Source organism: Noviherbaspirillum galbum, from assembly GCF_010974945.1.
Lineage (GTDB): Bacteria > Pseudomonadota > Gammaproteobacteria > Burkholderiales > Burkholderiaceae_D > Noviherbaspirillum > Noviherbaspirillum galbum.
In genome coordinates, this window is sequence record NZ_JAAIVB010000074.1 from 68984 (window position 1) to 92676 (window position 23693).

The 23693-nt window shown below is 64.6% G+C and carries 20 protein-coding genes; 3 read left to right on the forward strand and 17 right to left on the reverse strand.

Going from position 1 to position 23693, the window contains the following annotated elements:
* Window positions 1-26: 26 nt before the first annotated feature.
* The 13 genes from G3574_RS21785 to G3574_RS21845 all read right to left on the reverse strand — a co-directional run bounded on the left by G3574_RS21785 (window position 27) and on the right by G3574_RS21845 (window position 16049).
* Window positions 27-1712 (reverse strand): AMP-binding protein, encoded by a 1686-nt coding sequence (locus G3574_RS21785; protein WP_163967646.1) that lies wholly within the window; start codon window positions 1710-1712, stop codon window positions 27-29.
* Window positions 1712-2104: a DUF6285 domain-containing protein gene (locus G3574_RS21790; protein ID WP_163967647.1), complete on the reverse strand. Its 393-nt coding sequence runs from the start codon at window positions 2102-2104 to the stop codon at window positions 1712-1714. The genes G3574_RS21785 and G3574_RS21790 overlap by 1 nt, the downstream gene beginning before the upstream one ends.
* The gene (locus tag G3574_RS21795; protein WP_328804829.1) at window positions 2104-3120 is read right to left on the reverse strand and encodes a phosphotransferase family protein; all 1017 of its coding nucleotides are present in this window, start codon (window positions 3118-3120) and stop codon (window positions 2104-2106) included. The genes G3574_RS21790 and G3574_RS21795 overlap by 1 nt, the downstream gene beginning before the upstream one ends.
* Window positions 3117-3884, reverse strand: coding sequence for a glucose 1-dehydrogenase (locus G3574_RS21800; protein WP_163967648.1), 768 nt, complete (start codon window positions 3882-3884; stop codon window positions 3117-3119). Before G3574_RS21800 ends, G3574_RS21795 begins: the two co-directional genes overlap by 4 nt.
* Before the next feature lie 223 nt (window positions 3885-4107).
* Complete coding sequence (locus G3574_RS21805; RefSeq protein WP_163967649.1) at window positions 4108-5187, reverse strand: branched-chain amino acid ABC transporter permease; 1080 nt, start codon at window positions 5185-5187, stop codon at window positions 4108-4110.
* An 8-nt stretch (window positions 5188-5195) separates the two neighbouring features.
* Window positions 5196-6188, reverse strand: coding sequence for a branched-chain amino acid ABC transporter permease (locus G3574_RS21810; RefSeq protein WP_163967692.1), 993 nt, complete (start codon window positions 6186-6188; stop codon window positions 5196-5198).
* Window positions 6189-6246: 58 nt separating this feature from the next.
* Entirely contained in the window at window positions 6247-6978 is a 732-nt protein-coding gene (locus G3574_RS21815; RefSeq protein WP_163967650.1) for an ABC transporter ATP-binding protein, read from the reverse strand.
* Window positions 6971-7771 carry an ABC transporter ATP-binding protein gene (locus G3574_RS21820; RefSeq protein WP_163967651.1) on the reverse strand — a complete coding sequence of 267 codons (801 nt, stop codon included), beginning with the start codon at window positions 7769-7771 and terminating at the stop codon, window positions 6971-6973. Before G3574_RS21820 ends, G3574_RS21815 begins: the two co-directional genes overlap by 8 nt.
* A 241-nt stretch (window positions 7772-8012) precedes the next feature.
* Window positions 8013-9215 (reverse strand): substrate-binding domain-containing protein, encoded by a 1203-nt coding sequence (locus tag G3574_RS21825; protein WP_163967652.1) that lies wholly within the window; start codon window positions 9213-9215, stop codon window positions 8013-8015.
* A gap of 54 nt (window positions 9216-9269) precedes the next feature.
* Window positions 9270-10829: an acyl-CoA synthetase gene (locus tag G3574_RS21830; RefSeq protein ID WP_163967653.1), complete on the reverse strand. Its 1560-nt coding sequence runs from the start codon at window positions 10827-10829 to the stop codon at window positions 9270-9272.
* A gap of 202 nt (window positions 10830-11031) precedes the next feature.
* On the reverse strand, window positions 11032-12612 hold the full coding sequence (locus G3574_RS21835) for a long-chain-fatty-acid--CoA ligase (protein WP_163967654.1): 1581 nt from the start codon (window positions 12610-12612) through the stop codon (window positions 11032-11034).
* A gap of 94 nt (window positions 12613-12706) precedes the next feature.
* Window positions 12707-13891 carry an acetyl-CoA C-acyltransferase gene (locus tag G3574_RS21840; protein ID WP_163967655.1) on the reverse strand — a complete coding sequence of 395 codons (1185 nt, stop codon included), beginning with the start codon at window positions 13889-13891 and terminating at the stop codon, window positions 12707-12709.
* A gap of 43 nt (window positions 13892-13934) precedes the next feature.
* The gene (locus G3574_RS21845) at window positions 13935-16049 is read right to left on the reverse strand and encodes a 3-hydroxyacyl-CoA dehydrogenase NAD-binding domain-containing protein (RefSeq protein WP_163967656.1); all 2115 of its coding nucleotides are present in this window, start codon (window positions 16047-16049) and stop codon (window positions 13935-13937) included.
* Between the two features lie 209 nt (window positions 16050-16258).
* Between G3574_RS21845 and G3574_RS21850 the strand changes: the two genes are divergently transcribed.
* Window positions 16259-17167, forward strand: coding sequence for a DMT family transporter (locus tag G3574_RS21850; protein WP_163967657.1), 909 nt, complete (start codon window positions 16259-16261; stop codon window positions 17165-17167).
* An 87-nt stretch (window positions 17168-17254) separates the two neighbouring features.
* On the forward strand, window positions 17255-17707 hold the full coding sequence (locus G3574_RS21855) for a YaiI/YqxD family protein (protein ID WP_163967658.1): 453 nt from the start codon (window positions 17255-17257) through the stop codon (window positions 17705-17707).
* Window positions 17708-18200: 493 nt separating this feature from the next.
* Here G3574_RS21855 and G3574_RS28980 read toward each other — a convergent pair whose 3' ends face one another.
* Window positions 18201-18629: a hypothetical protein gene (locus G3574_RS28980; RefSeq protein ID WP_163967659.1), complete on the reverse strand. Its 429-nt coding sequence runs from the start codon at window positions 18627-18629 to the stop codon at window positions 18201-18203.
* 21 nt (window positions 18630-18650) lie between these two features.
* Here G3574_RS28980 and G3574_RS21865 point away from each other — a divergent pair, with 21 nt between their 5' ends.
* Window positions 18651-21206 (forward strand): bifunctional diguanylate cyclase/phosphodiesterase, encoded by a 2556-nt coding sequence (locus tag G3574_RS21865; RefSeq protein WP_163967660.1) that lies wholly within the window; start codon window positions 18651-18653, stop codon window positions 21204-21206.
* Between the two features lie 5 nt (window positions 21207-21211).
* Here the strand turns inward: G3574_RS21865 and G3574_RS21870 are convergent, their stop codons facing one another.
* From G3574_RS21870 to G3574_RS21880, 3 genes are all read right to left on the reverse strand, one after another.
* The gene (locus G3574_RS21870) at window positions 21212-22246 is read right to left on the reverse strand and encodes a SurA N-terminal domain-containing protein (protein WP_163967661.1); all 1035 of its coding nucleotides are present in this window, start codon (window positions 22244-22246) and stop codon (window positions 21212-21214) included.
* Window positions 22247-22445: 199 nt separating this feature from the next.
* Window positions 22446-22952: a hypothetical protein gene (locus G3574_RS21875; RefSeq protein WP_163967662.1), complete on the reverse strand. Its 507-nt coding sequence runs from the start codon at window positions 22950-22952 to the stop codon at window positions 22446-22448.
* A gap of 157 nt (window positions 22953-23109) precedes the next feature.
* Window positions 23110-23688, reverse strand: a complete 579-nt coding sequence (locus tag G3574_RS21880) for a transglutaminase-like domain-containing protein (protein WP_163967663.1) — start codon at window positions 23686-23688, stop codon at window positions 23110-23112.
* Window positions 23689-23693: the final 5 nt, after the last annotated feature.

Consider the following 23693-nt stretch of genomic DNA (forward strand, 5'->3'; position numbering starts at 1 on the left):
TGTGCGTTGTCTTGTCTGCGCCTGCCTCATTTGCCAGCGGGCACCGGCTCGGGCGCGGCCTGTGCCGCTTCGGCCGCGAAGAGTTCGCGCAGCCTGAACTTCTGTACCTTGCCCGAGGGCGTCAGGGGAAACTGCTCCACCACGCGCAGGTATTTCGGGATCTTGTAGCGCGCGATGCGTTCGCGCAGGCGTTCCTGCATCTGTCCGGCACTCATCGCCGCCCCGGGCCGCAGCCGCACGTAGGCGCAGACTTCCTCGCCGTAGCGCGCGTCGGGCACGCCGATCACGTTGGCGTCGGTCACCTCGTCCAGCGCCAGCAAGGCTTCCTCGATTTCGCGGGGGGAAATGTTTTCACCGCCGCGAATGATCATGTCCTTGGCGCGGCCGCTGATCCACAGGTAGCCGCGTTCATCCATGTGGCCGAGATCGCCGGTGCGCAGCCAGCCGTCATCCGACAGGACGTCCTGCGTGGCCTGCGCATTACCAAAATAGCCTTTCATCACCAGCCAGCCGCGGGTGCGCACCTCGCCCACCTGTCCCGGCGGGACACGGTTTCCCGCGGCGTCCACCAGGTCGACCTCGACCGCCGGCAGCGGCTGGCCGCAGCTGCCCATCTGCAAGTCGTCCGGGTCGTAGGGCGCGCTCTGGGTGATGATCGGCGAGGCCTCGGTCAGTCCGTAGGTGATCGAACACCGCGTGCCATAGCGTGCGTTCCAGTGGCGCAGCAGCTCGACCGGCACGGTGGATCCGCCGCTGATCACGCGCGCGATGCTCGACAGGTCGAGGCCTTCGCGGTCGGCCGCTTCTTCCAGGGCGATCAGCATCGTGGGCACCGCGCTCAGGACGTTGATGCGCTCGGCGGCGATGGTCCGGGCCACGCGGTCCGGCTCGAAGGTCACCATGGGATATTGGGTGGTGCCGCAGGCCAGCGCGCCGAGCGTGGCGATGACGCAGCCGCCGCAATGGAACAGGGGCATCGGGTTGACCCAGCGGCTGCCCTCCTCCAGCGCCGCGCGTTGCGCGAACAGGAGGCCATCGTTAACCACGCCGCGATGGCTTAGCACCGCGCCCTTCGGAAAGCCGGTGGTGCCGGAGGTGAACTGCACCTGCACCGTGTCGGACGGGGTCACTCCGGCCCGCCGCTGCTCCAGCGCCTCTTCGCTTACCGATCCGGCGCCGGCAAGCCAGTCGTTCCAGTCGATTCCCTTGTCATCCGGCGACTGGCCGATGGCGACTCGCAAGCGCAACGAAGGCACGTCGCGCGCAGCCTCGTCGAGCATGGTCCAAAGAGAGGAACCCCGGCTTTCCGGGAGGGCGAAGCAGGCGCAGACCCCGGCGGTCTTGAGGATGTAGGCGACTTCGCCGGCGCGCAGCAAGGGGTTGATCGGCACCAGCACGGCGCCGCAGTAGGCCGCGCCGAATTCCAGCAGCAGCCATTCGGGCAGGTTGGTCGACCACACCGCGACGCGGTCGCCGTGGCCGATGCCCGACGCAATCAGGGCGCGCGCCACTTCGCGGCTGCGGCTGCGCAATTCGGCGAACGACCAGCGCAGCGCCAGCCCGCGGTCCGCATAAGCCACGTAGGCCAGGCCATCCTGGTCCGGCCATTTGCGGGCGGCGTCGTCGAGCAGGTCGCCGACCGTCATGTCGCGGACTTGCGCGAGCTCCTCGGCCGCCGGTATCCAATACGATACGCCTTGTTGGACTGGCATCAGTGTCCTCCTTCCTTGTCATGTTGGTTGTTCAGCCGCTGATAGGTCGAATAGGTCGGCTGGTCGATGGCGAGTTTTGCGAGGCCGGTGCGCAGCAGGAAAGGCAGGAGGCCGGGCGTTTGCACATCGATTTCGCCGCTGGCGATGCGTGCGCAGAGTTCGCGGTTGAGCGCGTCGAGGTCGCCTTTGCTGCCGGTCAGCGTGCGCAGGGCGGCATGTTCGCGCGCCTCTGCCTCGGGTCCTTGCTCCAGTTCGCGCATGACGATGCCGAGCAGGCTGATGGCGATCCGGGCGTGGAAGGCGGTGAGGCCGTCCAGGCGGGGCAGCGCATCGTCGCGCAGGAAGTCGGTGACGGCCTGCAGCAGTTCGGTGGCCGCGGGTTGCTCGCGCATCAGGCGTCTCCTTCCTGGATCAGGCACAGCAGGTCGATCTCCGCCTCGGAAGCGCGCCGCCCCACGGCCGCACGTTCCACGGTACGCACGTCGCCGCGCTGCCAGGACACCGCCATGGATTCGCAGATCACGCCCCACTTGAGCGTACCTAGCACTTCCCAGAAGCGCACCCGTGCCCGGTCGACATGGCCGCCCGCCGCCTCGTAGCCGGCAAACAACTCCTCGCGCGTGCCGAAGCCGCCGACGGGAAGCTCGCGTCCATAGCGCCAGGAATTCACGCACATCCAGCCGAGATCCTCCATCGGATCGCCGAGGTGGGCGATTTCCCAGTCGAGGATGCCGCACAAGCCTTTTTCGTCGATCATGATGTTGCCGTTGCGAAAATCGCCATGCACCAGCGTGCGCCGCGCCGGGCTGTCCGGCAGGCGCCGCTTCAGCCATTGCAATGCCAGCTCGAAGACGGGACGGGGCGTGCCGACGGTGTCGTGCCGCTGGCGGTAGTAGGCGACGTCCTCATGCGCGCCACCGGCGCGCAGGGACGGCAGCCGTTCGACGTCGAGCGCGTGGATGCGTGCCAGCGCCTCGCCGCATTGCCGCGCGAGCCGGGCGCGTGCGCCGGCATAGCGGTCGTCGCCGAGGATGCGCCGCGGGTTGGCTTCGCCGGCGAGGCGCGACATCACGTAGCCTTCTCCCAGTCCGTCCTCCGGTTCCAGCACGCCGGTCACGTGCGGCACCGGGACGCCGGACGCGGCAAGCTGGTCGAGCAGGCGCGCTTCGGTACGCAGGCCGATGGCTTCGGCGGGCGGCGCGGACCCAGGCGGCGCCCGGCGCAGGATGAGGGGCCGGCGTCTTTCGGCATCGACAGCATCTACGGCGTCGAACGACCAGGTTTCCTGGCTCGCACCGCCGGCAATGGCGCGCAGGCCATCGATGCCGGTGATGCCGGGCAGGAGGCGGCGCAGCAGCGCCGGCAGGCGCTCGCCGACCACGTCTTCCTGTCGCGCCGTCGAAATCACATCAAGCCGACGGTCATCCCGCCATCGACGACGAGGTTGTTGCCGGTCACGTAAGCGCCGGCGTCGGAGCACAGGTAAGTCACGGCGTAGCCGATCTCCTCCACCTTGCCGAGGCGGCCGAGCGCCGTCTTGTCGAGTATCTTGCGGCGCGCTTCGTCGTCGAACGCGTCCGCCAGCTTCGTCGGGAACACGCCGGGGAGGATGGTATTGGCGCGGATGTTGTCGCGTCCGTATTCCAGCGCGAAGGACCGGCTCATGCCGATCAGCGCGGTCTTGAGGGTCGAGTAGAGGCTGAGCATGCGGTCGGGATGCAGCGCCGCCACCGAGGCGATGTTGATGATGCTGCCGCCGCCATGGGTCTTCATGAGTTTTGCGGCTTCCGTCGACATGAACCAGTAGCCCCGCAGCGAGACTTCCACCGTCTTGTCGAACAGGCCGACATCCGTGTCCTCGATGGTGCGCCAGGGGCTTAGGACGGCGTTGTTGACGAGGATGTCGAGGCGGCCGTAACGGTCCCTGATGTGGCGGTACATGGCGTCGATGTCTTCCATGCGGCCGATGTGGCAGGCCTTTCCTTCCGCCTTCAGGCCTTGTTCGCGGAAGGCTTCAGCCACCTCGTCGCACTGCTCCTGCTTGCGGCTGCTGATGATGACTTCCGCGCCCTGCTCCGCCAGCACGCGCGCGGTGCCTTCGCCGATGCCCATGGTTGAGCCGGTCACGAGGGCGACTTTGCCGGTGAGGTCGAAGGGGTTCTTGATGGTCATGCTGGTCCTCCGGGTTGAATCGATTTAGGTGCCGATGTCATTTCCGCCTGCCGGTGTCATTCCCGTGCGCTTCGATGTCATCCCCGCGAAGGCGGGGATCCCATTGTGCATTTCCCCGACGGCTGAAATGGGATTCCCGCCTTCGCGGGAATGACAAAAAAGATCGGCGGCAGGAAGCCTTGGCGAAGGCAGGCAATCCTCGCAACATTCCCGCTATGCGCGCTCATCTCCCCGCACCCAGCGCCGCCCTGCGCTCCCGCAACTTCCCCACCACCCCCGTCGGAAAAAAATACACCGACAACACGAACAGCACGCCCAGCCACAGCATCCACCGATCCGGGTGAAAAAGATTCTCCAGCACGGGCACGCCCGTCATCGCCTGGCTGATCTGCTTCATGCCCAACTGCAGATAGTTCTCCGCCACCACGAACAGCGCCGCGCCGACGACCGCGCCGTACAGCGTGCCCATGCCGCCGATGACGCTCATGAGCAGGATGTTCATCATGATGGAAAAGCTCACCGTGGTCTGAGGCCCGACGTGATGCAGCCACAAGGCCATCAGCGCGCCGGCGCAGGTGGCGACGGCCGCCGCGATGCAGTTGGCGAGCGTGCGGTAGAAGGTCACCCGGAAGCCGATCGCTTCCGCGCGAAACTGGTTTTCGCGCAGAGCCTGCATCACGCGGCCGAAGGGCGAATTCACCACGCGCAGCATGACGAGGAACAGCACGATGACCGAGAACAGGATCAGGTAGTAGGTAATCATCCGGCCGTTGACCACCGCGCCGAGGACTTCCTCCTCGACCAGCCGGAATCCCGGGCTCAGCGCTTCGGGGATCTCGAAGCCTGTCCCGTCCTCGCCGCCGGTGATGCCCGACAGCTTGATCACCATGACGGAGAAGGCGCTCGCGACCGCGAGCGTGATCATGGTGTAGTAGATCGCCTGCACCCGCAGCGCGAACGCCCCGACCGCCAGCGCCACCAGCACCGATACCGCCAGCCCGGCGCCCAGCCCGATGAACACCGCGGTCCAGCCGCCACCCAGCGCATTGAGCGCAATCGCGATGCCGTATGCGCCGATGGCGTAGAACATCCCGTGCGCGAAGGACACGATGCCGGTATAGCCCAGGATCAGGTCGTACGACGCCACCAGCAGGATGAAGATGCAGATAGTGGCGGCGGTATTGAGCGGACGCACGCCGCACACGAGGAAGGGCAGCGCCAGCAGGCTGAGCACAATCGCCACCAGGATGGCGGCGAGCAAGCGGCTGCGCGGAAGATCGCCGGAAAACAAGGTATTGAGCATGACGTGTCCTAACGCTTGGCAACGGGATAAAGTCCGCGCGGACGCCACATGATGATGGCGACCATCAGGAGGATGTCGGTCAGCGGTGCCCAGGTAGGCGCGAGGAAGCCGACGTAGTTGGTGACCAGGGCCAGCATCAGCGCGCCGATGAAGCAGCCGCCGACGGAGCCCATGCCGCCGATGACGATCACGATCAGCACCCGCACCAGCATTTCCGAGCCCATGGCCGAGGTGACGGTCACCTGGTACAGGCCCCACATCAGGCCGCCCATGCCGGCCAGCGCCGAGCCCGCCATGAACACGCCGACGAACAGGTGGCGGATGCGATAGCCCAGCGCCTCCACCATCTCGCGGTTCTCCACCCCCGCGCGGATCAGCAACCCGGCCTTGGTGCGGTTGAGGACGGCATGCATGGCGCAGAACACGAGCAGGCCCACGACGACGATGATCAGGCGGAACTTCTCGACGGCGATGTCGCCCAGCGCGAAGCTGCCGGCGAAGGCCTTCAGCTCGGGCATCGTCAGGTTCTGCGGCCCCCAGAGCACCAGCAGCATCTGCTCGGCCACGATCATGCCGCCCATGGTGATCAGGATCTGCTTCAGGTGCAGGCCGTACACCGGGCGGATCACCAGCCGTTCGAATACCAGGCCCACGATGCCGGTCGCCAGCATGGAAACCACCAGCGCCGCCAGCAGCACGGCGAGGTTGAGCAGGATGGAATCGGCCTGCAGCCAGGCGCGCAGCGGAAACAGCACCAGCGTGCCGACGAAGGCGCCGATCGAGACGAAGGCGCCGTGGCCGAGGTTAAGCACGTCCATAAGCCCGAAGACGAGCGTGAGGCCGCTCGCCATCAGGAAGATCATCATGCCCATGGCAAGTCCCGCCACGGTCAGCGTGACCCATGCCGGAACGCCGCCCACCAGCGGCAAGGCGACGGCCATGGCGCCAAGCAGCAGCCAGATGGGCAGCAGGTCGGTGCGCACCGGCGGCAGTTCGGGCATGGATACGGCGGCAATCGATTCGGGTGTCGCGCTCACGATGTCTTCCTTCAACGTTGCTTCAATGTTCGGTCAGGCTGAGCCCGAGCAGGCGCTCCTGCAGGCTGGCGTCGGCGGCGAGATCGGCCATGGTGCCGGCATGCACCACATGGCCGTCATCCATCACCGCCACGGTGTCGCCTAGGTGGCGCACGAAGTTGAAATTCTGTTCCACCAGCAGGATGGTGGTATCCGTTGCCTTGAGCTGTTGCAAGGCATCCATCAGGTGCTGCACGATGGCGGGCGCGAGTCCCTTGGTCGGCTCGTCGATCAGCAGGAGCTTGCGCGGCTCGATCATTGCGCGGGCGATGGCCACCATCTGCTTCTGCCCGCCCGACAGGTTTCCGGCGGGGGTCTGCCAGAAGCGCTTGAGCGCGGGGAAGATGCCGAAGATCCAGTCGAGCCTGGCCTGGTCCATCTTGCCGGCGCGGGCCGCGAGGTGCAGGTTCTCGCGCACCGTCAGGTCGGAAAAGATCGCCATGTTTTCCGGGACGTAGGCGATGCCGCTGCGCGCGATGTCGGGCGTGGCGGCCTGGGTGATGTCGGTGCCGTCGAAGCGCACCGTGCCGCAGCTGGCTTTCCACATGCCGACGATGGTGCGCAGCGTGCTGGTCTTGCCGGCGCCGTTGCGTCCCAGCAGGACGGTCAATCCCCGTCGCGGCACGACCAGGTCGACGCCCTGGAGGATGTGGTATTGGCCGACGTGCATGTGCACGCCGGAGAGCTGCAGCAGGATGTCGCTGTTGTCAGGCATGGGCGGCCACCTTGGATCCGAGATAGGCTTCCTTCACGATGGCCGAGGCCATCACGTCCTCCGGCCGTCCGTCGGCGACCTTGCAGCCGTTATGCAGCACGACGATGCGGTCGGCGAGGGAGCGGATGACGTCTAGCTTGTGTTCCACCAGCAGGATCGTCTTGCCCTTCTGCTGCTTGATCTTCTGGATCAGGTCGAGAACGACGGGCACCTCGTCCACGCTCATGCCGGCGGTCGGCTCGTCGAACATGAACACCTCGGATTCCAGCGCCAGCAGAATGCCGACCTCCAGCTTGCGCTGGTCGCCGTGCGACAGGGAAGACGCTAGCGCATGCCGCTTGTCATAGAGCCGGACTTCGTTGAGGCAATGGTCGGCGCGTTCGATCAGCGCGACATGGCGCGACCACATGGAAGTGAGGTTGACCCGGCCGCCGCGCCGGCTTTGCACCGCCAGCCGGATGTTTTCCTGCACCGACAGGCCGGGGAAAAGATTGGTGAGCTGGAAACCGCGCCCCATGCCGTGCCGGGTGCGATGCGAGGGCGGCGTGCGGGTGACGTCCTCGCCCGCCAGCAGCACGCTGCCGGATGTCGGCCGCAGCTGGCCGGAGATCAGGTTGAAATACGTGGTCTTGCCCGCCCCGTTCGGGCCGACGATGGCGGTCAGGGTGCCGGCGTGGAAGGCCGCGCTGACATCGCTGACGGCGACGTGGCCGCCGAAGCGGATCGTCAGGCCTCGTGTTTCCAGGGCCGGCTGGCGATCCGATGTGGCGGGGTCGCCCGGAAGCGTTTTCATGTCCATGTGTTCGTGGGTGTTTGCGCGGTCTGGGTTGAGCTCCTTCCCCTTCAAGGGGAAGGTTGGGATGGGTTTCGGGAGTGCGCATAGAACAATATGGACATCACGAGCTATCCGAAGTCTGTTCTTTGCATGCGACCGAAACCCATCCCCACCCTAGCCCTCCCCTTGAAGGGGAGGGGACACGGCAGAGGTTGTTCAGGCGCCTGCGGGCTGATCCCATGTACGCCGCCAAACCTGCCTAGTTACCATTCCGCCGGCCAATCGGCACCGGCATCTCCGACGCCGGAATCTCGCGCACCAGCTCCAGCAGATCCCATTCATCCTGCCCGGCTTTCTTGGTGCGGAAGTAATACTGCGACTGCATGCCCTGGTGGTCTTCCTTGCGGAAGGTGATCGGTCCCTTGGGCGTGTCGAAGGTCATGCCTTCCATGGCGGCGATCAGCTTGTTGGTGTCGGTGGACCCTGCCTTGCGGATGCCTTCGATGGCAGCGGCGATCGCGGTGAAGCCGCCGGCGGTGAACAGGTCAGGCGGTACCTTGTAGCGCTTCTGGTGTTCGGCCACGAGCCAGTCGTTCATCTTGTTCTTCGGGAAGTTGTAGTAGTAGAACGTGCCGCCCTCGACATTGAGGCCGGGCCAGTTCTTCAGGTAATCCAGGCTGGCGCCGCCCACCGAGCCGATCTGGATGCCGTAGCGTTCCGGCCCCATGTCGGCGATCTTCTTGATGGGATTGGGCGCGCCCCAGACCACATAAAGTTTCTTCGGTCCCTGCTTGTCCTTGAGGGCATCGACGATGCGCTGGTAGGACGCCGTGAAATCGCTGGTCGACAAGGGGATGTATTCCTCGTGCACCACCTTGGCATCGCTCTTGATGGCGGCGAGCGCTTCCTTGAACGACTTGACGCCATCGCGGCCATACACATAGTCGGGCGCGAGGAAGGCGATGTTGGCGCCCTTGCCGGCGGTCACCGCGGTGGCGAGCGCGTCCTGGAAAGAATTGCGGCTGGCGCGGAAGACGTAGCGGTTGGACTTCTCGCCGGTGATCGAGTCGGCGATCGCCGGCTCCGCGATGAATATCTTCCGGTATTCCGCCGCGACGGGCATCATCGCCAGCGCGCCGCCGGACCAGCTGGTGCCGATCGCGATGTCGGCCTTGTCGTCGCCATAGGCTTCCGCCAGCAAGGCCTTGGAGAGTTCCGGCTTGAACTGGTCGTCCTTGACGATCAGCTCGATCTTGCGGCCATTGATCGCCATGGTGTTGTTGGTGAGGTACTCCAGCCCCAGCCGCACGCCCCGCTCGGTGTCGCGGGCATAAGTTTCCGAGGGACCCGTCTTGCTCGCGATGAGCGCGATCCGGATCGGCCCGCTGGATTGCGCGAAGGCGGCTCCGGCGGCTGACATGGCGGCGACTGCGCCGAGCGTGACTGCAATTGACCTGAACATCCTTGTCTCCTTAACGATGAATGACCGCCGCCGGCGAACCGGGGCGCCGCTGCTTTATTCCGGCAGGGCCAATTCGACCTGCTCGCGAAGCCGGTATTTCAAGACCTTGCCGGTCGGATTGCGCGGCAAGCCGGGAACGATGCGAAGCTGGCGCGGCACCTTGTAGCGCGCCAGCCGGCTGCCGGCGAAGGCCTGTAGCGCTTCGAGGTCGAGCCGGGCGCCCGGCTTCAGCGCCACCACCGCGACCACCTTTTCTCCCCAGGTTTCGTCGGGCTGGCCGATGACCGCGACTTCGGCGATGGCGGGGTGTTCGTACAGCACGCTTTCCACCTCGGCCGGATAGACGTTCTCGCCGCCGGAAATGACCATGTCCTTGACGCGGTCGCAGATGGTGTAGAAACCATCCTCGTCGACGTAGCCGATGTCGCCGGTACGGAACCAGCCGTCCGGGTCGATGGCGTCGCGCGTGGCGTCGGGGCGGTTCCAGTATCCGAGCGTCACGTTCATGCCGCGCACGCAGACCTCGCCCTTCACATGGGGCGCGGTGATGACCTTGCCGTCCGCGTCGATCAGGCGCATGCGGGTGAGGATGGGCGGCTTGCCGACGGAGCCCATCTTGTCCCAGCACCATTCGGGCGTGAGGAAGCTGGCCATGGCGGCCGTCTCGGTCAGGCCGTAGCCCTGGTTGACCGCGATGCCGCGTTCGTTGAACAGGCGCAGCAGGGTTTCCGGGCAAGGCGCGCCGCCGACCATGATCGAACGGACGGTGGACATGTCGGCCCGTTCGAAATCCGGATGCTGGCTGATGAAGAGCAGCATCGCGGGCACCGCGAACATCAGGCTGACGCCGTGGCGGGGCACGTCGGCGATCACCCGCGCCGGATCGAAGGCCGGATGCAGGACCACGTGCACGCCCTTGAGCAGGCAGCTCAGCGTGAGGACGTTGAGTCCGCCGACATGGAACAGGGGCGCATAGGTCAGCAGCACGTCGTTGCTGCTGATGTCCACCGTGACCAGTTCGCTGACCATGTTCCACCAGATGTTCCCGACGGTCATCATCGATCCCTTCGGGTGGCCGGTCGTGCCGGAGGTGTACATCAGGGCGGCGACGTCGTCCTCGGCAAGCTCGGCGGCGTCCCGCAGCGGCTGGCACTCTGCCATGAAGCCGGCGAGGTCGGGCCAGGCTTCGGCGCCATTGCGGCCATCCTTCCCGCCGAAACCGTAGTAGCGCTGGCAGCGCAGCGCCGGACGCACCGGGCCGATCACCGCCTGGTGGTCCGGACCGACGATGAGGCTGTGCACGCCGGCGTCGTTGATGATGAATTCGAGTTCAGGGCCGGTGAGGCGGAAGTTGAGCGGCACGAAGATCGCACCGAGTCGGGAGGCCGCGAACAGGGTGACGAGGAAGAGCGGATGATTGAATGCGAGGAAGCCCACGCGGTCGCCCCGCGCCACGCCGCCCTGCCTGAGCACCGCCGCCAGCCGGTCGATATGGTCCACGAACTCGGCATAGGTCCACGTCGCGTCCTCGAAGCTCAGGGCCTTGCGCTGCGGGGCGCGGTCCGCCCTTTCGGTGATCCACTGGCCAAGCGCAATGGCGGGTGTGACTCGCATGCTCGTCTCCTGGTGTCGTGCGGCATCGCGGCTTGACGCTGATGCCGCGCCGTTTGAAGCAGGTTACGAGGCGGGAGCGACGCTGTCTTGCGTAAACATGCTATGCGCCGGGATGGGATTGTCGTCCGAAAGCGTAATGAAAGCGGCCCGCCTGTCCCCGGGGATACGCAGGGACAGGCGGGCCGCTTCCATTTGCGCGGGCTTAGCTGACCTGGCGCGCGGCGTCCTTCCAGTAGGGTTCCCGCAGGATGCGCTTCAACAGCTTTCCCGAAGGATTGCGCGGCAGAGCGGCGACGATGTCGACCGACTTCGGGCACTTGTAATGCGCGAGCCGCTCGCGGGTGAAGGTGATGATTTCCCGGGCGTCGGCGCTGGCATTCGGCTTGAGCACCACGCAAGCCTTGACGGCCTCGCCCCACTTCTCGTCGGGCACGCCGATGACCGCGCATTCGGCGACGGCGGGATGATACGAGAGCGCATTCTCGACTTCGGCCGGATAAATGTTTTCCCCGCCGGAAATGATCATGTCCTTGATCCGGTCGTGAATGTAGAGATACCCCTCGCGCAGGTAGCCGGCGTCCCCGGTGCGCATCCATCCGCCGCGCTCGTCGCGGCCATGCGGGAAGACCTCGGCCGTGGCGCGCGGATTGCGCCAGTATCCCTTCATGTTGTGCAGGGCGCGCACCACCACCTCGCCGACCTCGCCTTCTCCAACCTCTTCCAGCGTGCCCGGATCGACGATGCGCATGTCCACGCTGCGGATGGGCTTGCCCGCCGAGCGCAGCAGGTGCGCGCGCGCCCCGCCCGGATCATGGTCTTCCGGCGACAGCGCCGTGAGCGTGCCGGCGGCTTCGGTCATGCCGTAGATTTGCAGCAGCTTGCAGCCGAACACCCGCTGCGCGTCGATCATCAGCTTTTCGCCGGCGGGCGAACCGCCATAGGCGATCAGCTCGAGCGAGGAAAAATCCGCCTTCTCCACCCCGGGCGTCTGCAGCATGAACAGCATCATCGCCGGCACGAGGAAGGTATGGCTGACCCGGTGCTCGCCGATGGCGGCAATGACCCGGGCGGGATCGAAATCCGGCAGCAGCAGGTTGCGGCCGCCCTCGATCAGCGGCATGAAGGCGCTGTTGATGCCGGCGATGTGAAAGATCGGCAAGGCGTTGAAGAAAACCGAGCGCGCGCCGTCGAAACCGGTCGACTCGGCATAAAGCTCGTTCATGAGCGTGAGGTTGGCGTGGGTCAGCTCGATGCCCTTCGGCAGTCCGGTCGTGCCCGAGGAAAACAGCTGCAGCGCCGTGTCGTCGGGGTTTGCCTCGTGACCCGGATCTTCCGGCTGGAAGCCGGCCCGCCACGCGTCGAAGAGGGGCAGGTTCTTTCCGTCAGCCTTAGCATCACTTGCGACGGTCAGGCGCAGGCTGGGCACGGAAATCCGCGCCAGCGCTTCCTGGAACACTTCGTCGATCATCAGGAACCGCGCCTCGCCGTTGTTCAGCACGTATTCGATTTCCGGCGGCGCCAGGCGCCAGTTGACCGGCATGCCGACGGCGCCCACCTTGCAGGCCGCCATCAGCAGCACCACCGCCCGGTCGGTCTGCTTGGTCAGGCAGGCAACCCGGTCGCCGGGGCCGATGCCGAGGCTGGCCAGGCCCTGGGCCACGCGGCTGGATTCCTCGTGGATCTGCGCAAACGTCCAGGTGCGTTCCGGGGTGATGAAGGCCGTGTCGCCGGGCCGCTCCCGGGACTGCCGGCGCACGGCTTCGGTCAGCGTCGTATCGCGCATGTCGTCTCCTCGTCTCATGTCGTTCGGTGTGGTGTGATCTTTCCGCTTGCCCATCGCATGTCCCCTCCCCTTGAAAGGGAGGGAACACATCCGCTCAAGCAACCTCGAACAGCGCCGCCGCCCCCATGCCGCCGCCGACGCACATCGACACCACCACGTAGCGGACGCCGCGGCGCTTGCCCTCGATCAGGGCATGCCCCACCAGCCGCGCGCCCGTCATGCCGTAGGGATGGCCGATAGAGATCGCGCCGCCGTTGACGTTGTATTTGCCGGGGTCGATGTCGAGCTTGTCGCGGCAGTAAAGCACCTGGCAGGCGAAGGCTTCGTTGAGCTCCCACAGGCCGATGTCCTTGACCGTCAGGCCATGCTGCTTGAGCAGCTTGGGAATGGCGTACACCGGGCCGATGCCCATCTCTTCCGGCGCGCAGCCGGCGACCGCCATGCCGCGGTAGATGCCCAGCGGCGCCAGCCCCCGGCGCTCGGCGAGCTTGCCGTCCATCAGCACGCAGGCGGACGCGCCGTCCGACAGCTGGCTGGCGTTGCCGGCGGTCACCACGCCGCCGTCGATCACCGGCTTGAGCGCGGCCAGGCTGTCCCGCGTCGTTTCGGGCCGGTTGCCTTCGTCGCGCGAAAGGGTGACGTCCTTGTAGCTGACCGCCCTGGTTTCCTTGTCGACCACCGCCATGCTGGCGGAGATCGGCACGATCTCGTCGTCGAACAAGCCTTGCTGCTGCGCCAGGGCGGTGCGCCGCTGCGATTCGGCCGAATAGGCGTCCTGCATCTCGCGCGAGATGCCGTACTTGTTCGCCACGAACTCGGCGGTCTGCAGCATCGGCATGTAGGCATGGCGCGCGGCCGCCACCACGTTGGGGTCGATCTCTTCCGCGGTCCAGGCCATGTAGCGCTGCTGCACCGCCGAGATGTTGTCCTGCCCGCCGGCGACGGCCACCTGCATGCCGTCCACCATGATCTGCTTGGCGGCGGTGGCGATCGCCATCAGGCCGGAGGAACACTGGCGGTCGAGCGTCTGGCCGGACACGGTAATAGGCAGGCCTGCGGCGAGCGCGGCGGTGCGGGCGAGGTTGCCGCCGGCGGTGCCGGCGGTCAGCACGGCGCCGATGACCACGTCGTCGATTTCCCCGCCCTCCACGCCAGCCCGCGCGACGGCATGGCGGATGGCATGGCCCATCAGCGTGGGCGACTTGATGTTGTTGAGCGCGCCGCGGAAAGCGCGGCCGATCGGGGTGCGTGCGGTGGATACGATGACGGCTTCAGTCATGTCGGGCTCCGGAGGATAATGTCGGTTTGGATGGTCGAGCGGATCAGTCGGCAAACTTTCGTCCGCTGGCGATCATCTCGCCCAGCAGCGTCGCGCGGGACCAGTAGCCGTCCCGGTTTCCCCGCTCGGCGGCGTAGTGGTCGAGGCGGTCCGCGATCTTGTCCAGGCCGATGGTGTCCGCCATGTGCATCGGACCGCCCCGGAAATCGGGGAAGCCGTAGCCGTTCACCCAGACCAGGTCGATGTCGCCCGGACGGTAGGCGATGCCCTCCTCCAGGATCTTCGCGCCTTCGTTGATCAGCGGGTAGACGCAGCGCTCGATGATTTCCTGGTCGCTGATCTCGCTGCGGCGGGCGATGCCATATTGCTCGGCGAGCGCGGCGCAGATGCGTTCCACCTCGGGGTCGGGTACGGGAGTGCGGCCTTCGTAGCGGTAGTAGCCCGCGCCGGTTTTCTGTCCGAAGCGGCCCAGTTCCATCATTTTTTGCACGACGGCGCGGTAGGACGGGTCGTCGGGCAGTCCGCCCGCCTTGCCGCGTTCGACCACCACCTTGGCGGCCACGTCCAGTCCGGCCAGGTCGAGCATCCGGCACGGACCCATCGGCAGGCCAAGCGACTGGATGGCGCGATCGATCTGTGCCGGGCTCGCGCCTTCCATCATCAGGAACTCGGATTCCCGCAGGTAGGGTTCGAGCATGCGGTTGCCGATGAAGCCGTAGCACACCCCTGAGACCACCGGCACCTTGCCGATGGTGCGCGCCAGCCTGACGACGGTGCCCAGCACCTGCGGGTCGGTCCGGTCGCCACGCACGATCTCCAGCAGGCGCATGACGTTGGCGGGGCTGAAGAAATGCATGCCGATGAATTCGCCGGCGCGGCCGCTGGCATCGGCCAGCACGTTCACGTCCAGGGTGGAGGTATTGGTGGCGATGATGGCGCCCGGCTTGCAGACCTCGCCCAGCCGCTTCGCAACCTGCTTCTTGATGTCCATGTTTTCGAAGACGGCTTCGATCACGAGGTCGCAGTCCGCCAGTTCGGCGACATCCAGCGATCCGGTGAGCAGCGCCATGCGTTTGGCCGGATCCTCCGGCCGCAGCTTGCCCTTGGCGGCGCTCGCCTCGTAGTTCTTGCGGACGATGCCCAGTCCGCGCTCCAGGGCATCGGCGGCGGTCTCGACGATGGTGACCGGGATGCCGGCATTGGCGAAGTTCATCGCGATGCCGCCGCCCATGGTGCCCGCGCCGAGCACGCCCACCTTGCGGATGGCGCGCGGCGTGAAATCGGAAGGCACGCCGGGAATCTTGCCGGCCGCGCGCTCCGCGAAAAACAGGTGCCGCATGGCCACGGATTGCGGCGAGGCCCGGCATTCCTCGAACAGTTCCGCCTCGACCGCCTCGCCTTTCTCGAACGGCAGGGTGGCCGCGGCCTGTACGCAGCGGACGATGCGGCGCGGGGCGGGATACGCGGCCTTTTTCGTCTCGGCCTCTTCCAACGCCTTCGCGAAGAAGTCCGGCGCGACGCCCTCCATCGATGGCATGCGCTCGCGCGTCCTGCGCGGCCCCTTGCCTTGCTTCACCAGGGCTTGTGCATGGGCCACCGCCGCCGCCAGCAGCGCGTCGTTGTCCATCGGCTCCAGCACCGCATCGACAAGGCCGCATTCCAGCGCCTTGGCCGCGGTAATCGGCTTGCCGCTCAACATCATGTCGAGCGCCAGGCGCACGCCGACCAGGCGCGGCAGCCGCTGGGTGCCGAGCGACCCCGGCAGGAGACCCAGCAGCACTTCCGGCAGGCCGAGGCGGGTATCGCGGACCGCGATCCGGTAATGGCAGGCCATCGCCAGTTCCAGGCCGCCGCCGAGCACGGTGCCGTGCAAGGCCGCGACCACCGGCCGGTCGAGGTTCTCGATGCGGCCCAGCGTGGCGTTGTAGGTTTTTGCCTCGAAATCCGGTTTCGAGAATTCAGAGATGTCGCCGCCGGCCACGAAGGTCCGGCCGTCGGCATGTACCACCAGCGCCTGCAGCGACCGGTCCGCCTCGAATTGGTCCACGGCCTCGCGGATGCCCTGCACGACGCCGCGCGACAAGGCATTGACGGGGGGAGAAGCGATGCGCAGCACGCCAATGCTGCTGTGGGCCTGCAGGGTAACCAGGTTGCTCATGTCGAACCGAAAATGTGAGGAAAACCTCACGCTATCAGGGATAGGGCCGCCGGGGCTTGCGTTAAGTTGCTGGCGGGAGGGGAATTCAGCTCCGGTGCCGGCTCTCCGGCATGCCGCAACACCGGGAAGGCGGCTGTCCAGACGAACATTGGCGAAAGGCAATTGCGGGCTGGCGGAGATATTTCCTGTGCCGGAGGTAAAATTTGGCAATGGATAATCCACATACGACCTCCGCCTCGACCGCTTCGAATTCGCGCGCCATCGGCTTGCTCTGCTTGTTGGTGACCTCGGTCGGATGGGGCATGAACTGGCCGGCGATGAAGTTCCTGCTGAAGGAATGGCCGCCGCTGTTTGCCCGGGGTACGTCCGGATTGTGCGCCGCGATCCTGATCGGCTTCCTTGCCGCGAAGTCGGGCCAGCGCCTTTCCCTGCCGCGTCACCTGTGGGGGAAAATGACCCTCGCCGCATTCCTCAACGTCTTCTCATGGATGGGATTTTCAACGCTTTCCATGCGTTGGCTGAACGCCGGACAGGGGGCACTCCTGGTCTACACCATGCCGGTCTGGGCAACCCTGCTCGCCTGGCCTGTCCTGGGCAAACGACCCACCATGGCAAGCATCGCCGGACTGGTTCTCTGCCTGTCGGGGATCGCCTTGTTGTTTGCGGGAGCGGAATCGGGGATACGCCCGGACCAGGGCGCGGGGGTCTTGTTCGCGCTGGGCGCTGCCTTGCTGTTTGCCTTCGGGACCATCTCCCTGAAGCCGCTTGCCCTCCCTCCGCTGGCCTCCGTGGCATGGCAGCTCCTCATCGGCTGCCTGCCGATGTTCCTGATCGGCCTGGTTGCCGAACGCCCCGACCTGCACGGACTCAGCGGAACCGGACTGGCCGTCATGGTGTACATGACGCTCGTGCCAATGGGACTGTGTTACGTCACCTGGTTCGCCGCTCTCCGGCGCTTGCCGCCCGCGGTGGCATCCGTCGCAACGCTCCTGACACCGGTCGTCGGGGTGCTGGCGGCCGCCATCAGCCTGGGAGAACCTCTCGGCCTGAAAGAGATCCTGGCAATGTCCATGACGCTTGCAGGAGTCGCTTTCACACTGCGCGCTTCCAGGGCATAGGCAATCGGCCCTCGCGCCGAACCAACCGGAGATGAATGCGCATCGCCGGTTACAATGCGCCATTCCGCTGATCTCATTTAATTTGCCATGCACATCTGGGTCGACGCCGACGCCTGCCCCGCCGTCATCAAGGACATCCTGTTCCGGGTAGCCGAACGCTTGCAGCTCGACGTCACGCTGATTGCCAATCAGCTGATCCGCGTGCCGGGCTCGCGCTTCATCCATGCGTTCCAGGTTCCGATGGGTGCGGATTCGGCAGACGACAAGATCGTCGAGCGCGTCAGCCCCGGCGACATCGTCGTGACCAACGACATTCCCCTGGCCTCCCTGGTGCTGGACAAGGGCGGCTTGCCGCTCAGTCCGCGCGGCGACTGGTTCACCAAGGACAGTATCGGCCAGCAACTGGCGATGCGGGCGTTCATGGAAGAGCTGCGCAGCAGTGGGGTCGACACCGGCGGCCCTGCCAAATTCAGCCACGCCGACCGCCAGAAATTTGCCAATGCGCTCGACCGCGAACTCGCGCGGATCAAGCGTCCATGACGATGGTGTCCTGGACGTCTGGAGGCGTTGCCCCCCGATGAGGATCAACCATCAGAAAGTCATCTTCGGCAACGATACACACTTGGGCGAATACAGGCCTGCAAGCTCCCTCGGAGCAACGACATCGAATATTGCAAAAGCGACAAAGCAGGCATAAATTTGCTTGAATCATGCACTTTCGCTTATCCAGGCGATACCATGAATGCGTTACCGTGGTTGGATCGTCTCCAACTGCTCCCAGCCTCGGAGGCAGAGGCGGTGGAGTGAACTCCGGGAGATGTCCTCCGCATGGCATCGTCGACACGAATCCAAAGCGAACGGTCTGGGACATCACTTGCCACGCAAGATGGACGATTCTTTCAAACGCTTCAAGTTGCGCGCGTCGAACCGGAAGTTTCGGTTACGTTCGCTATTGAGCTTGCTGGCCTTGATTTCCTTTGCGCCTGGACTGATCGCCGTCCTGTATTCCGCAAGGATCATTCAACGGGATGAGCTAAACAATGGCAAAGCGGAGATCGAGTCGGTCGCCAGTCTCGTCGTCGCGAACCAAAGGCAGCTGCTGGAAGGCGAGCGCCAGATCCTCGCCACGGTGGCAAGCGGCCCGTCCGTCCGGCGGGATGACCTGCAATACTTGTGCAATGAATTCCTGGGGAATGTCCTCGCCGCTGCCCCGAACAATTTCAACATCGGCTTCCTCGACATAGAGGGAAGAATCGCTTGCCAGGGCAAGGCGATTGCGGAAATGGCGGAAGCAGGCCTCCAGACCCTCTTCAAAGCCACCATTGAAGCTCGACAATTTACCGTAGGCGGAAACGCTGTCGACCTGGCGGACGGCAGAAAATCGATTGCCTTCGGCATGCCGGTTCATGACTATGCCGGGCATCCGCGTGGCATTGCCTTCGCTTTGCTTGATCTGGAGCACGTCAACCGCCAGCTCCGATCCGTGGACCTGCCAGACCAGATTGACATCAGTATCGTCGACGCGGACGGCCGCGTCCTCGCATCGACCGCCAAGGGATCCGCGAAGCCAGCGACGACGGTATCGAACCCGGTCGTTCTCGCCGCCATCCGCAATCGCGCCAGCGGCGACTATACGAGTACCGATGTGCAAGGGACAGCCTGGTTCCATACCCTGAAAGCCATCGACGGCAACGCTGGCCAGTCTCTTTTCGCCGCGGTCAGCGTGAAGCAGTCCGACGTGGTGTCCGCTATCAACAAGCACTTCAATACCCAGCTTGCATTGATGGGGCTGGCCTCCCTGATCGGATTGCTGGCGGCATGGATGTTTGCCCAGCGACATCTTGCACGGCCGGTCACGACATTGCTTGAACGGATGCGGGCGGTGGAACAAGGAAACGGCTTCGAGGCGGGACCGCCGGCACTTGCCACCAACGTCGAGTTCGCCGAGCTGAACGATGTCTTTTCCAGCATGCTGTCGAAGCTGGAACAAAACCAGAAGCAGTTGATGCGGGCGCAGCAGATCACCCGCGTTGGCTTCTATCAGCTCGATCTGCAGAACCGGCTTTACTCAGCCTCTCCCATCGTTTACGACATCCTGGGCCTGGACCCGGCGATCGGTCCTCTCACGATCGAACAGTATCAATCCATGATCCATCCCGACGACCGGCAACTCGTCAGCCAGCATCGGGACATGCTCTTTGCGGGTGGCAAGCCGCTGCGGCTCCAATACCGGCTGGTCCGGAGCGATGGCACGATACGCTGGATCGACGGCTACGGATTCCTGCAGAAGGATGAGCATGGCGTACCGGTGTCGTATTCCGGCGCCATACAGGACATCACCGACCGAAAGCTGGCCGAGCAGGAAACGCGTGCCAATGAAAACCGCTACCGGCTGCTTTTCGAGAACAGCCTCGACGGCGTGTTGCAAACGGCGCCCGATGGCAGCATCCTGCGGGCCAACCCCGCAGCCTGCCGGATCTTTGACATGTCGGAAGCGGAGCTGATCGCGCGCGGACGAAACGGGGTGGTACTCCGGGGCGATCCTCGCCTTGCTGCACTGCTGAATGAACGGGACAGGTTCGGCCAGGCGCGCGGCGTGCTGACGATGGTGCGTGGAGACGGCACGCATTTCGAGGCGGAACTGGCTTCCTCGGTTTATCAGGATGACGACGGAAACCTGATCGGCAGCCTCATCTTGCGGGACATTACGGAACGGCTCAAGGCGGAGCAGAACATCCACCTTCTGGCGTTCTTCGATGGCTTGACCCAGCTGCCCAACCGGCGGCTCCTGATGGACCGGCTGGCCTTGCTGCATGCGGCGGCACAGCGCAACAACCAGATAGGCGCGGTGCTGTACATCGACCTCGACCACTTCAAGAATGTCAACGACGCGCGCGGCCATGCGACCGGCGACGCCTTGCTGCAGCAAGTGGCGAAACGCCTTTCACTGCTGATGCGCGCCGAGGATACCGTCGCCCGGATCGGCGGCGATGAGTTCGTGGTACTGATTCCCGACCTGGGGAACGAGCTGCAAAGCTGCGGCCAGCATGCGATGGCGGTCGCGGACAAGATTCGCGAGGCGCTTGGGCAGCCGTTCGACATCAACGGACAGGCCTACAGCGCGGCCGCGAGCATCGGGGTGACGATGCTGCCGAAGCCTAACCAGACCGCCGAGGATCTTCTGCGGGAGGCGGACACCGCCATGTATCGGGCGAAACAGTCCGGAAGAAACCGTATCGCGTTTTTCGAGGACTCCATGCAGGCGCAGGTCGAGGAACGCCTGTCGCTGGAAAACGAACTCGCCCGCGCCCTCGGCACGGTCCAGCTGGAGATGTTTCTGCAGCCCCAGTTCGATGTGAATGGCCAGGTCCTTGGCGGTGAACTGCTTGTGCGCTGGACGCATCCGGTGCGTGGCAGGCTTTCTCCTGCCGCGTTCATCCCGATCGCGGAAGAATCCGACCTGATCTGCCGCCTGGGCGAATGGGCGATCCGGGAGGGATGCAACGCCCTTCTGGCGCTGCAATCCGAAACGAATCCGATCACGGTTTCCGTTAATGTCAGTCCGCGCCAGTTTCACGAGTCCGGATTCGTTGGCAAGGTGCGCCACATCCTGGCCGAAACGGGAGCCCCGGCCTCCAGGCTGATCTTCGAGGTGACCGAGGGATTGCTGATCGAAGGCATCGAGAACACCATCGCCCGCATGCACGAACTGGCAGCGCTCGGCATCCGGTTTTCCATCGACGATTTCGGAACGGGATATTCGAGCCTTGCCTACCTGCGCCGGCTTCCTCTGTACGAATTGAAGATCGACCGAAGCTTCGTCAAATCGACACCGCACGATCCGGGAGATACGGCAATCGTTCAATCGATACTCTCCCTCGCCAAGAACCTGAACCTGAAGGTGGTTGCGGAAGGCGTCGAGTCCCGGGAACAGGTTGAATTCCTCCAGGCGGCCGGGTGTGACCTGCTGCAGGGATATCTGCTGTCACCCCCGGTGCCCGTCAAATTGTGGCTGCATCGTTCCCATGCAAGCGTTTGAATCGATCAGCGGCCGTTCTTCAGGGCAGAGATCAGCGCATCGTCGGCCGCGCCAAGAATGGGCGTGAACGCTGCGGTATAGGCCTCATCCGTGGAATTGACCTGGATAGCCTGGTTTTTCTTGGCATTCTTCGAACCAAGGAGATCGAACACGGCGTTCACCATGTTGTCGCTGCCCTTGCTTTCGGCACTGGTGGTTTCCACGACCGTGAATGCTTCCGCGCCTTTCAGGGGCTTGTCGAGATAGAACGCGCCCGTTGCGCCAGAACGGCGTACGTTACCAAAGGCCCGTGCTCCGGAAGCGTCGACCCACTGGACTTGGGTATCGTAAGGCTGCAGTACCGCCGCCGTTTCCAGCGCGACCTTTGCCGCCGCGTTGGCATAGGTCGCAAGAAAGCCATTCTTGCTTGCCTGCATCATGCCGTAGTTCGCCAGGAAGCTGAACTTCAGGAGCGTTGCATTGAGGCGCTTCGCCACTTCCGCTTCACGCGAAGCGATGCCGTAATTCTGGGAATTGATGCGGTCACTCATGTTCCCGCGAAGCGGACCGCTCGAACCGCCCGTCGCGAAAAACGCCATCATTCCCGTCGGTGCGAAAACCTTGCTCTGGTGATTTCCATTGAGCACGCCCTGGCTGTCATTGATCACCATCGGAGACGGCTTGGCATACGAAGCGACGAGTTCCTGGTAGCCCGGGTCGGCCTTTACCAGCGCCTGGTCCACGACTTCGAATCCGGCGGACTTGAGCTTTTCAATGGTCTGCGCATACAACTGGTCGACCATCGCCTGCATGGCCTGGTCTGAGACTCCAGATAGATTCGAGACCTGGACCGCGGTGTTCCCGCCCGATCTTCCGACGAGCGTCAGCTGGGTGTAATACTCGATGCCGAACTGGGCAATCGCGACGCGCTTCGTGCCATTGAACGAGCTGCCTGCTTCATTATCGATCGATACTTGTGCAGTGCTGACGAATGGCAGAAGGACCAGGCCAATCGTGACTAATGCCTTGCTGCCCGAGCGGAGAAGGTGTGCGATTTCCATGTGGCTTCCTCGAGTGGTTAACGATGGACAAGCCGGGATCAAGGCACCGGGCTCTGGTTGCCATTATGCATTGCTGATGGAAAATGTAAATGCGGGATGAGATGTTGCCCGAAGTCAACTATAGGCGTGGCAGAACGTCGAAAGCCAAGCATATTACTGCATTCGGGCTGACCTGAGCTGATGCGCCGGCAAGCTTCCCTTACTCCAGCTTGCTGTCCTCGGCCTTCGCCTTTTCCATTTCATCCGGTTCGAGTTCCTCGGCGTCGCGATTGAACTTGACGAAGACGCCCCATGCGGCGAGCAGCAAGGCCACGCCGGCGAGCAGCGCCGCGACGTGGGGAAGCAATTGCATGTTCTCGTGCAGCGCCTTGAACGCGCCCACCATGCCCTCGACCGAGAGCGCGACGATGATGACCACCGTGAACCGCGAAAGGTAGCGGCGCACCCGCGTCGGGCTGCTGATGTGCGCATCGCGGATCACCTCTTCTTCGCCGATCGTCTGCGCGATCTGCACGGCGACGACCGCCGCGGCCATCAGGCCGATCGCCTCGATCAATCCCTGCGCCGCCTTGCTGGTCAAGCCATCGGCGAGGATGGCCTGCAGGCCGGTATTGGCGGCGATGACGATCAGGCAGAGCGCCGCAGCCACGAAGAACACGGTGATCAAGGCATGAATCGCGGAAGACAGGCGTATCAGGCTTTTCATTAGCTTTTCCTGGATGGAGGTCCGCGTGCGCCGTACAGGCAGTCTTTGCCGGATTCACGCAATCGCGCGGATTGGCATAACCGCATTGTAATCGTCAACCCCGGATCGAATGCCTCGCGCAGCTTGTCAGACCGCAAGACTTGCGCGCGGCCTGAAATCAGCCGGCAAGCTCCACGTCGGGCAGGTTGGCGAGGACCTGGTCGTAGCTGTCGTGGCGTTCAAGCGTCTCGACCACGATGGCAAGCGGCTCCGCCCAGATCTCCGGCAGGTCGCGCTCCTGCGCCGCTTTGATCGCAAACGCAAGGCGCTCGGCAGGAGGAGAGAACTGCGCGTCGATACCCGGCTTGTTGCCCCGGGGGTCCAGCCGATACCAGCCCAGGTCCGGGAGATGCACTGCGTTCAAGCCATGCAGGCAGTAAGGCGCGCCCGCGTCGCCCACGGATAGCCGTTGATAGCACAAGCCGGTTGGAATCCCGTTCGCCCGCAGCAGTGCGGCCAGCAGGTGGCTTTTGGCATAGCAATAGCCGGTCTTGTGCCTCAGCACTTCGGAGGCACGGCAGGTGACCGGGTTCAGCTTGAAGTCGGAGCTGTGGCGGATGTCATCGCGGACGTACTCGAAGCAGCGGCGCACGAGGTCGAATTCCCCGGCGGCGCCAAGCGCCAGTTCCTTCGCCAGCGCCGCCACGTCGGGATGGTCGAAGTCGATGTATTTGCTGGCTGAGAGATACTGTTTCATCACGG

What these genes read in the sequence shown, in the direction of transcription:
- G3574_RS21785 (WP_163967646.1), bottom strand. Translation starts at nt 1,712, where the DNA reads ATGCCAGTCCAACAAGGCGTATCGTATTGGATACCGGCGGCCGAGGAG.
- G3574_RS21790 (WP_163967647.1), bottom strand. Translation starts at nt 2,104, where the DNA reads ATGCGCGAGCAACCCGCGGCCACCGAACTGCTGCAGGCCGTCACCGAC.
- G3574_RS21800 (WP_163967648.1), bottom strand. Translation starts at nt 3,884, where the DNA reads ATGACCATCAAGAACCCCTTCGACCTCACCGGCAAAGTCGCCCTCGTG.
- G3574_RS21805 (WP_163967649.1), bottom strand. Translation starts at nt 5,187, where the DNA reads ATGCTCAATACCTTGTTTTCCGGCGATCTTCCGCGCAGCCGCTTGCTC.
- G3574_RS21810 (WP_163967692.1), bottom strand. Translation starts at nt 6,188, where the DNA reads ATGCCCGAACTGCCGCCGGTGCGCACCGACCTGCTGCCCATCTGGCTG.
- G3574_RS21815 (WP_163967650.1), bottom strand. Translation starts at nt 6,978, where the DNA reads ATGCCTGACAACAGCGACATCCTGCTGCAGCTCTCCGGCGTGCACATG.
- G3574_RS21820 (WP_163967651.1), bottom strand. Translation starts at nt 7,771, where the DNA reads ATGAAAACGCTTCCGGGCGACCCCGCCACATCGGATCGCCAGCCGGCC.
- G3574_RS21825 (WP_163967652.1), bottom strand. Translation starts at nt 9,215, where the DNA reads ATGTTCAGGTCAATTGCAGTCACGCTCGGCGCAGTCGCCGCCATGTCA.
- G3574_RS21830 (WP_163967653.1), bottom strand. Translation starts at nt 10,829, where the DNA reads ATGCGAGTCACACCCGCCATTGCGCTTGGCCAGTGGATCACCGAAAGG.
- G3574_RS21835 (WP_163967654.1), bottom strand. Translation starts at nt 12,612, where the DNA reads ATGCGCGATACGACGCTGACCGAAGCCGTGCGCCGGCAGTCCCGGGAG.
- G3574_RS21840 (WP_163967655.1), bottom strand. Translation starts at nt 13,891, where the DNA reads ATGACTGAAGCCGTCATCGTATCCACCGCACGCACCCCGATCGGCCGC.
- G3574_RS21845 (WP_163967656.1), bottom strand. Translation starts at nt 16,049, where the DNA reads ATGAGCAACCTGGTTACCCTGCAGGCCCACAGCAGCATTGGCGTGCTG.
- G3574_RS21850 (WP_163967657.1), top strand. Translation starts at nt 16,259, where the DNA reads ATGGATAATCCACATACGACCTCCGCCTCGACCGCTTCGAATTCGCGC.
- G3574_RS21855 (WP_163967658.1), top strand. Translation starts at nt 17,255, where the DNA reads ATGCACATCTGGGTCGACGCCGACGCCTGCCCCGCCGTCATCAAGGAC.
- G3574_RS21870 (WP_163967661.1), bottom strand. Translation starts at nt 22,246, where the DNA reads ATGGAAATCGCACACCTTCTCCGCTCGGGCAGCAAGGCATTAGTCACG.
- G3574_RS21875 (WP_163967662.1), bottom strand. Translation starts at nt 22,952, where the DNA reads ATGAAAAGCCTGATACGCCTGTCTTCCGCGATTCATGCCTTGATCACC.
- G3574_RS21880 (WP_163967663.1), bottom strand. Translation starts at nt 23,688, where the DNA reads ATGAAACAGTATCTCTCAGCCAGCAAATACATCGACTTCGACCATCCC.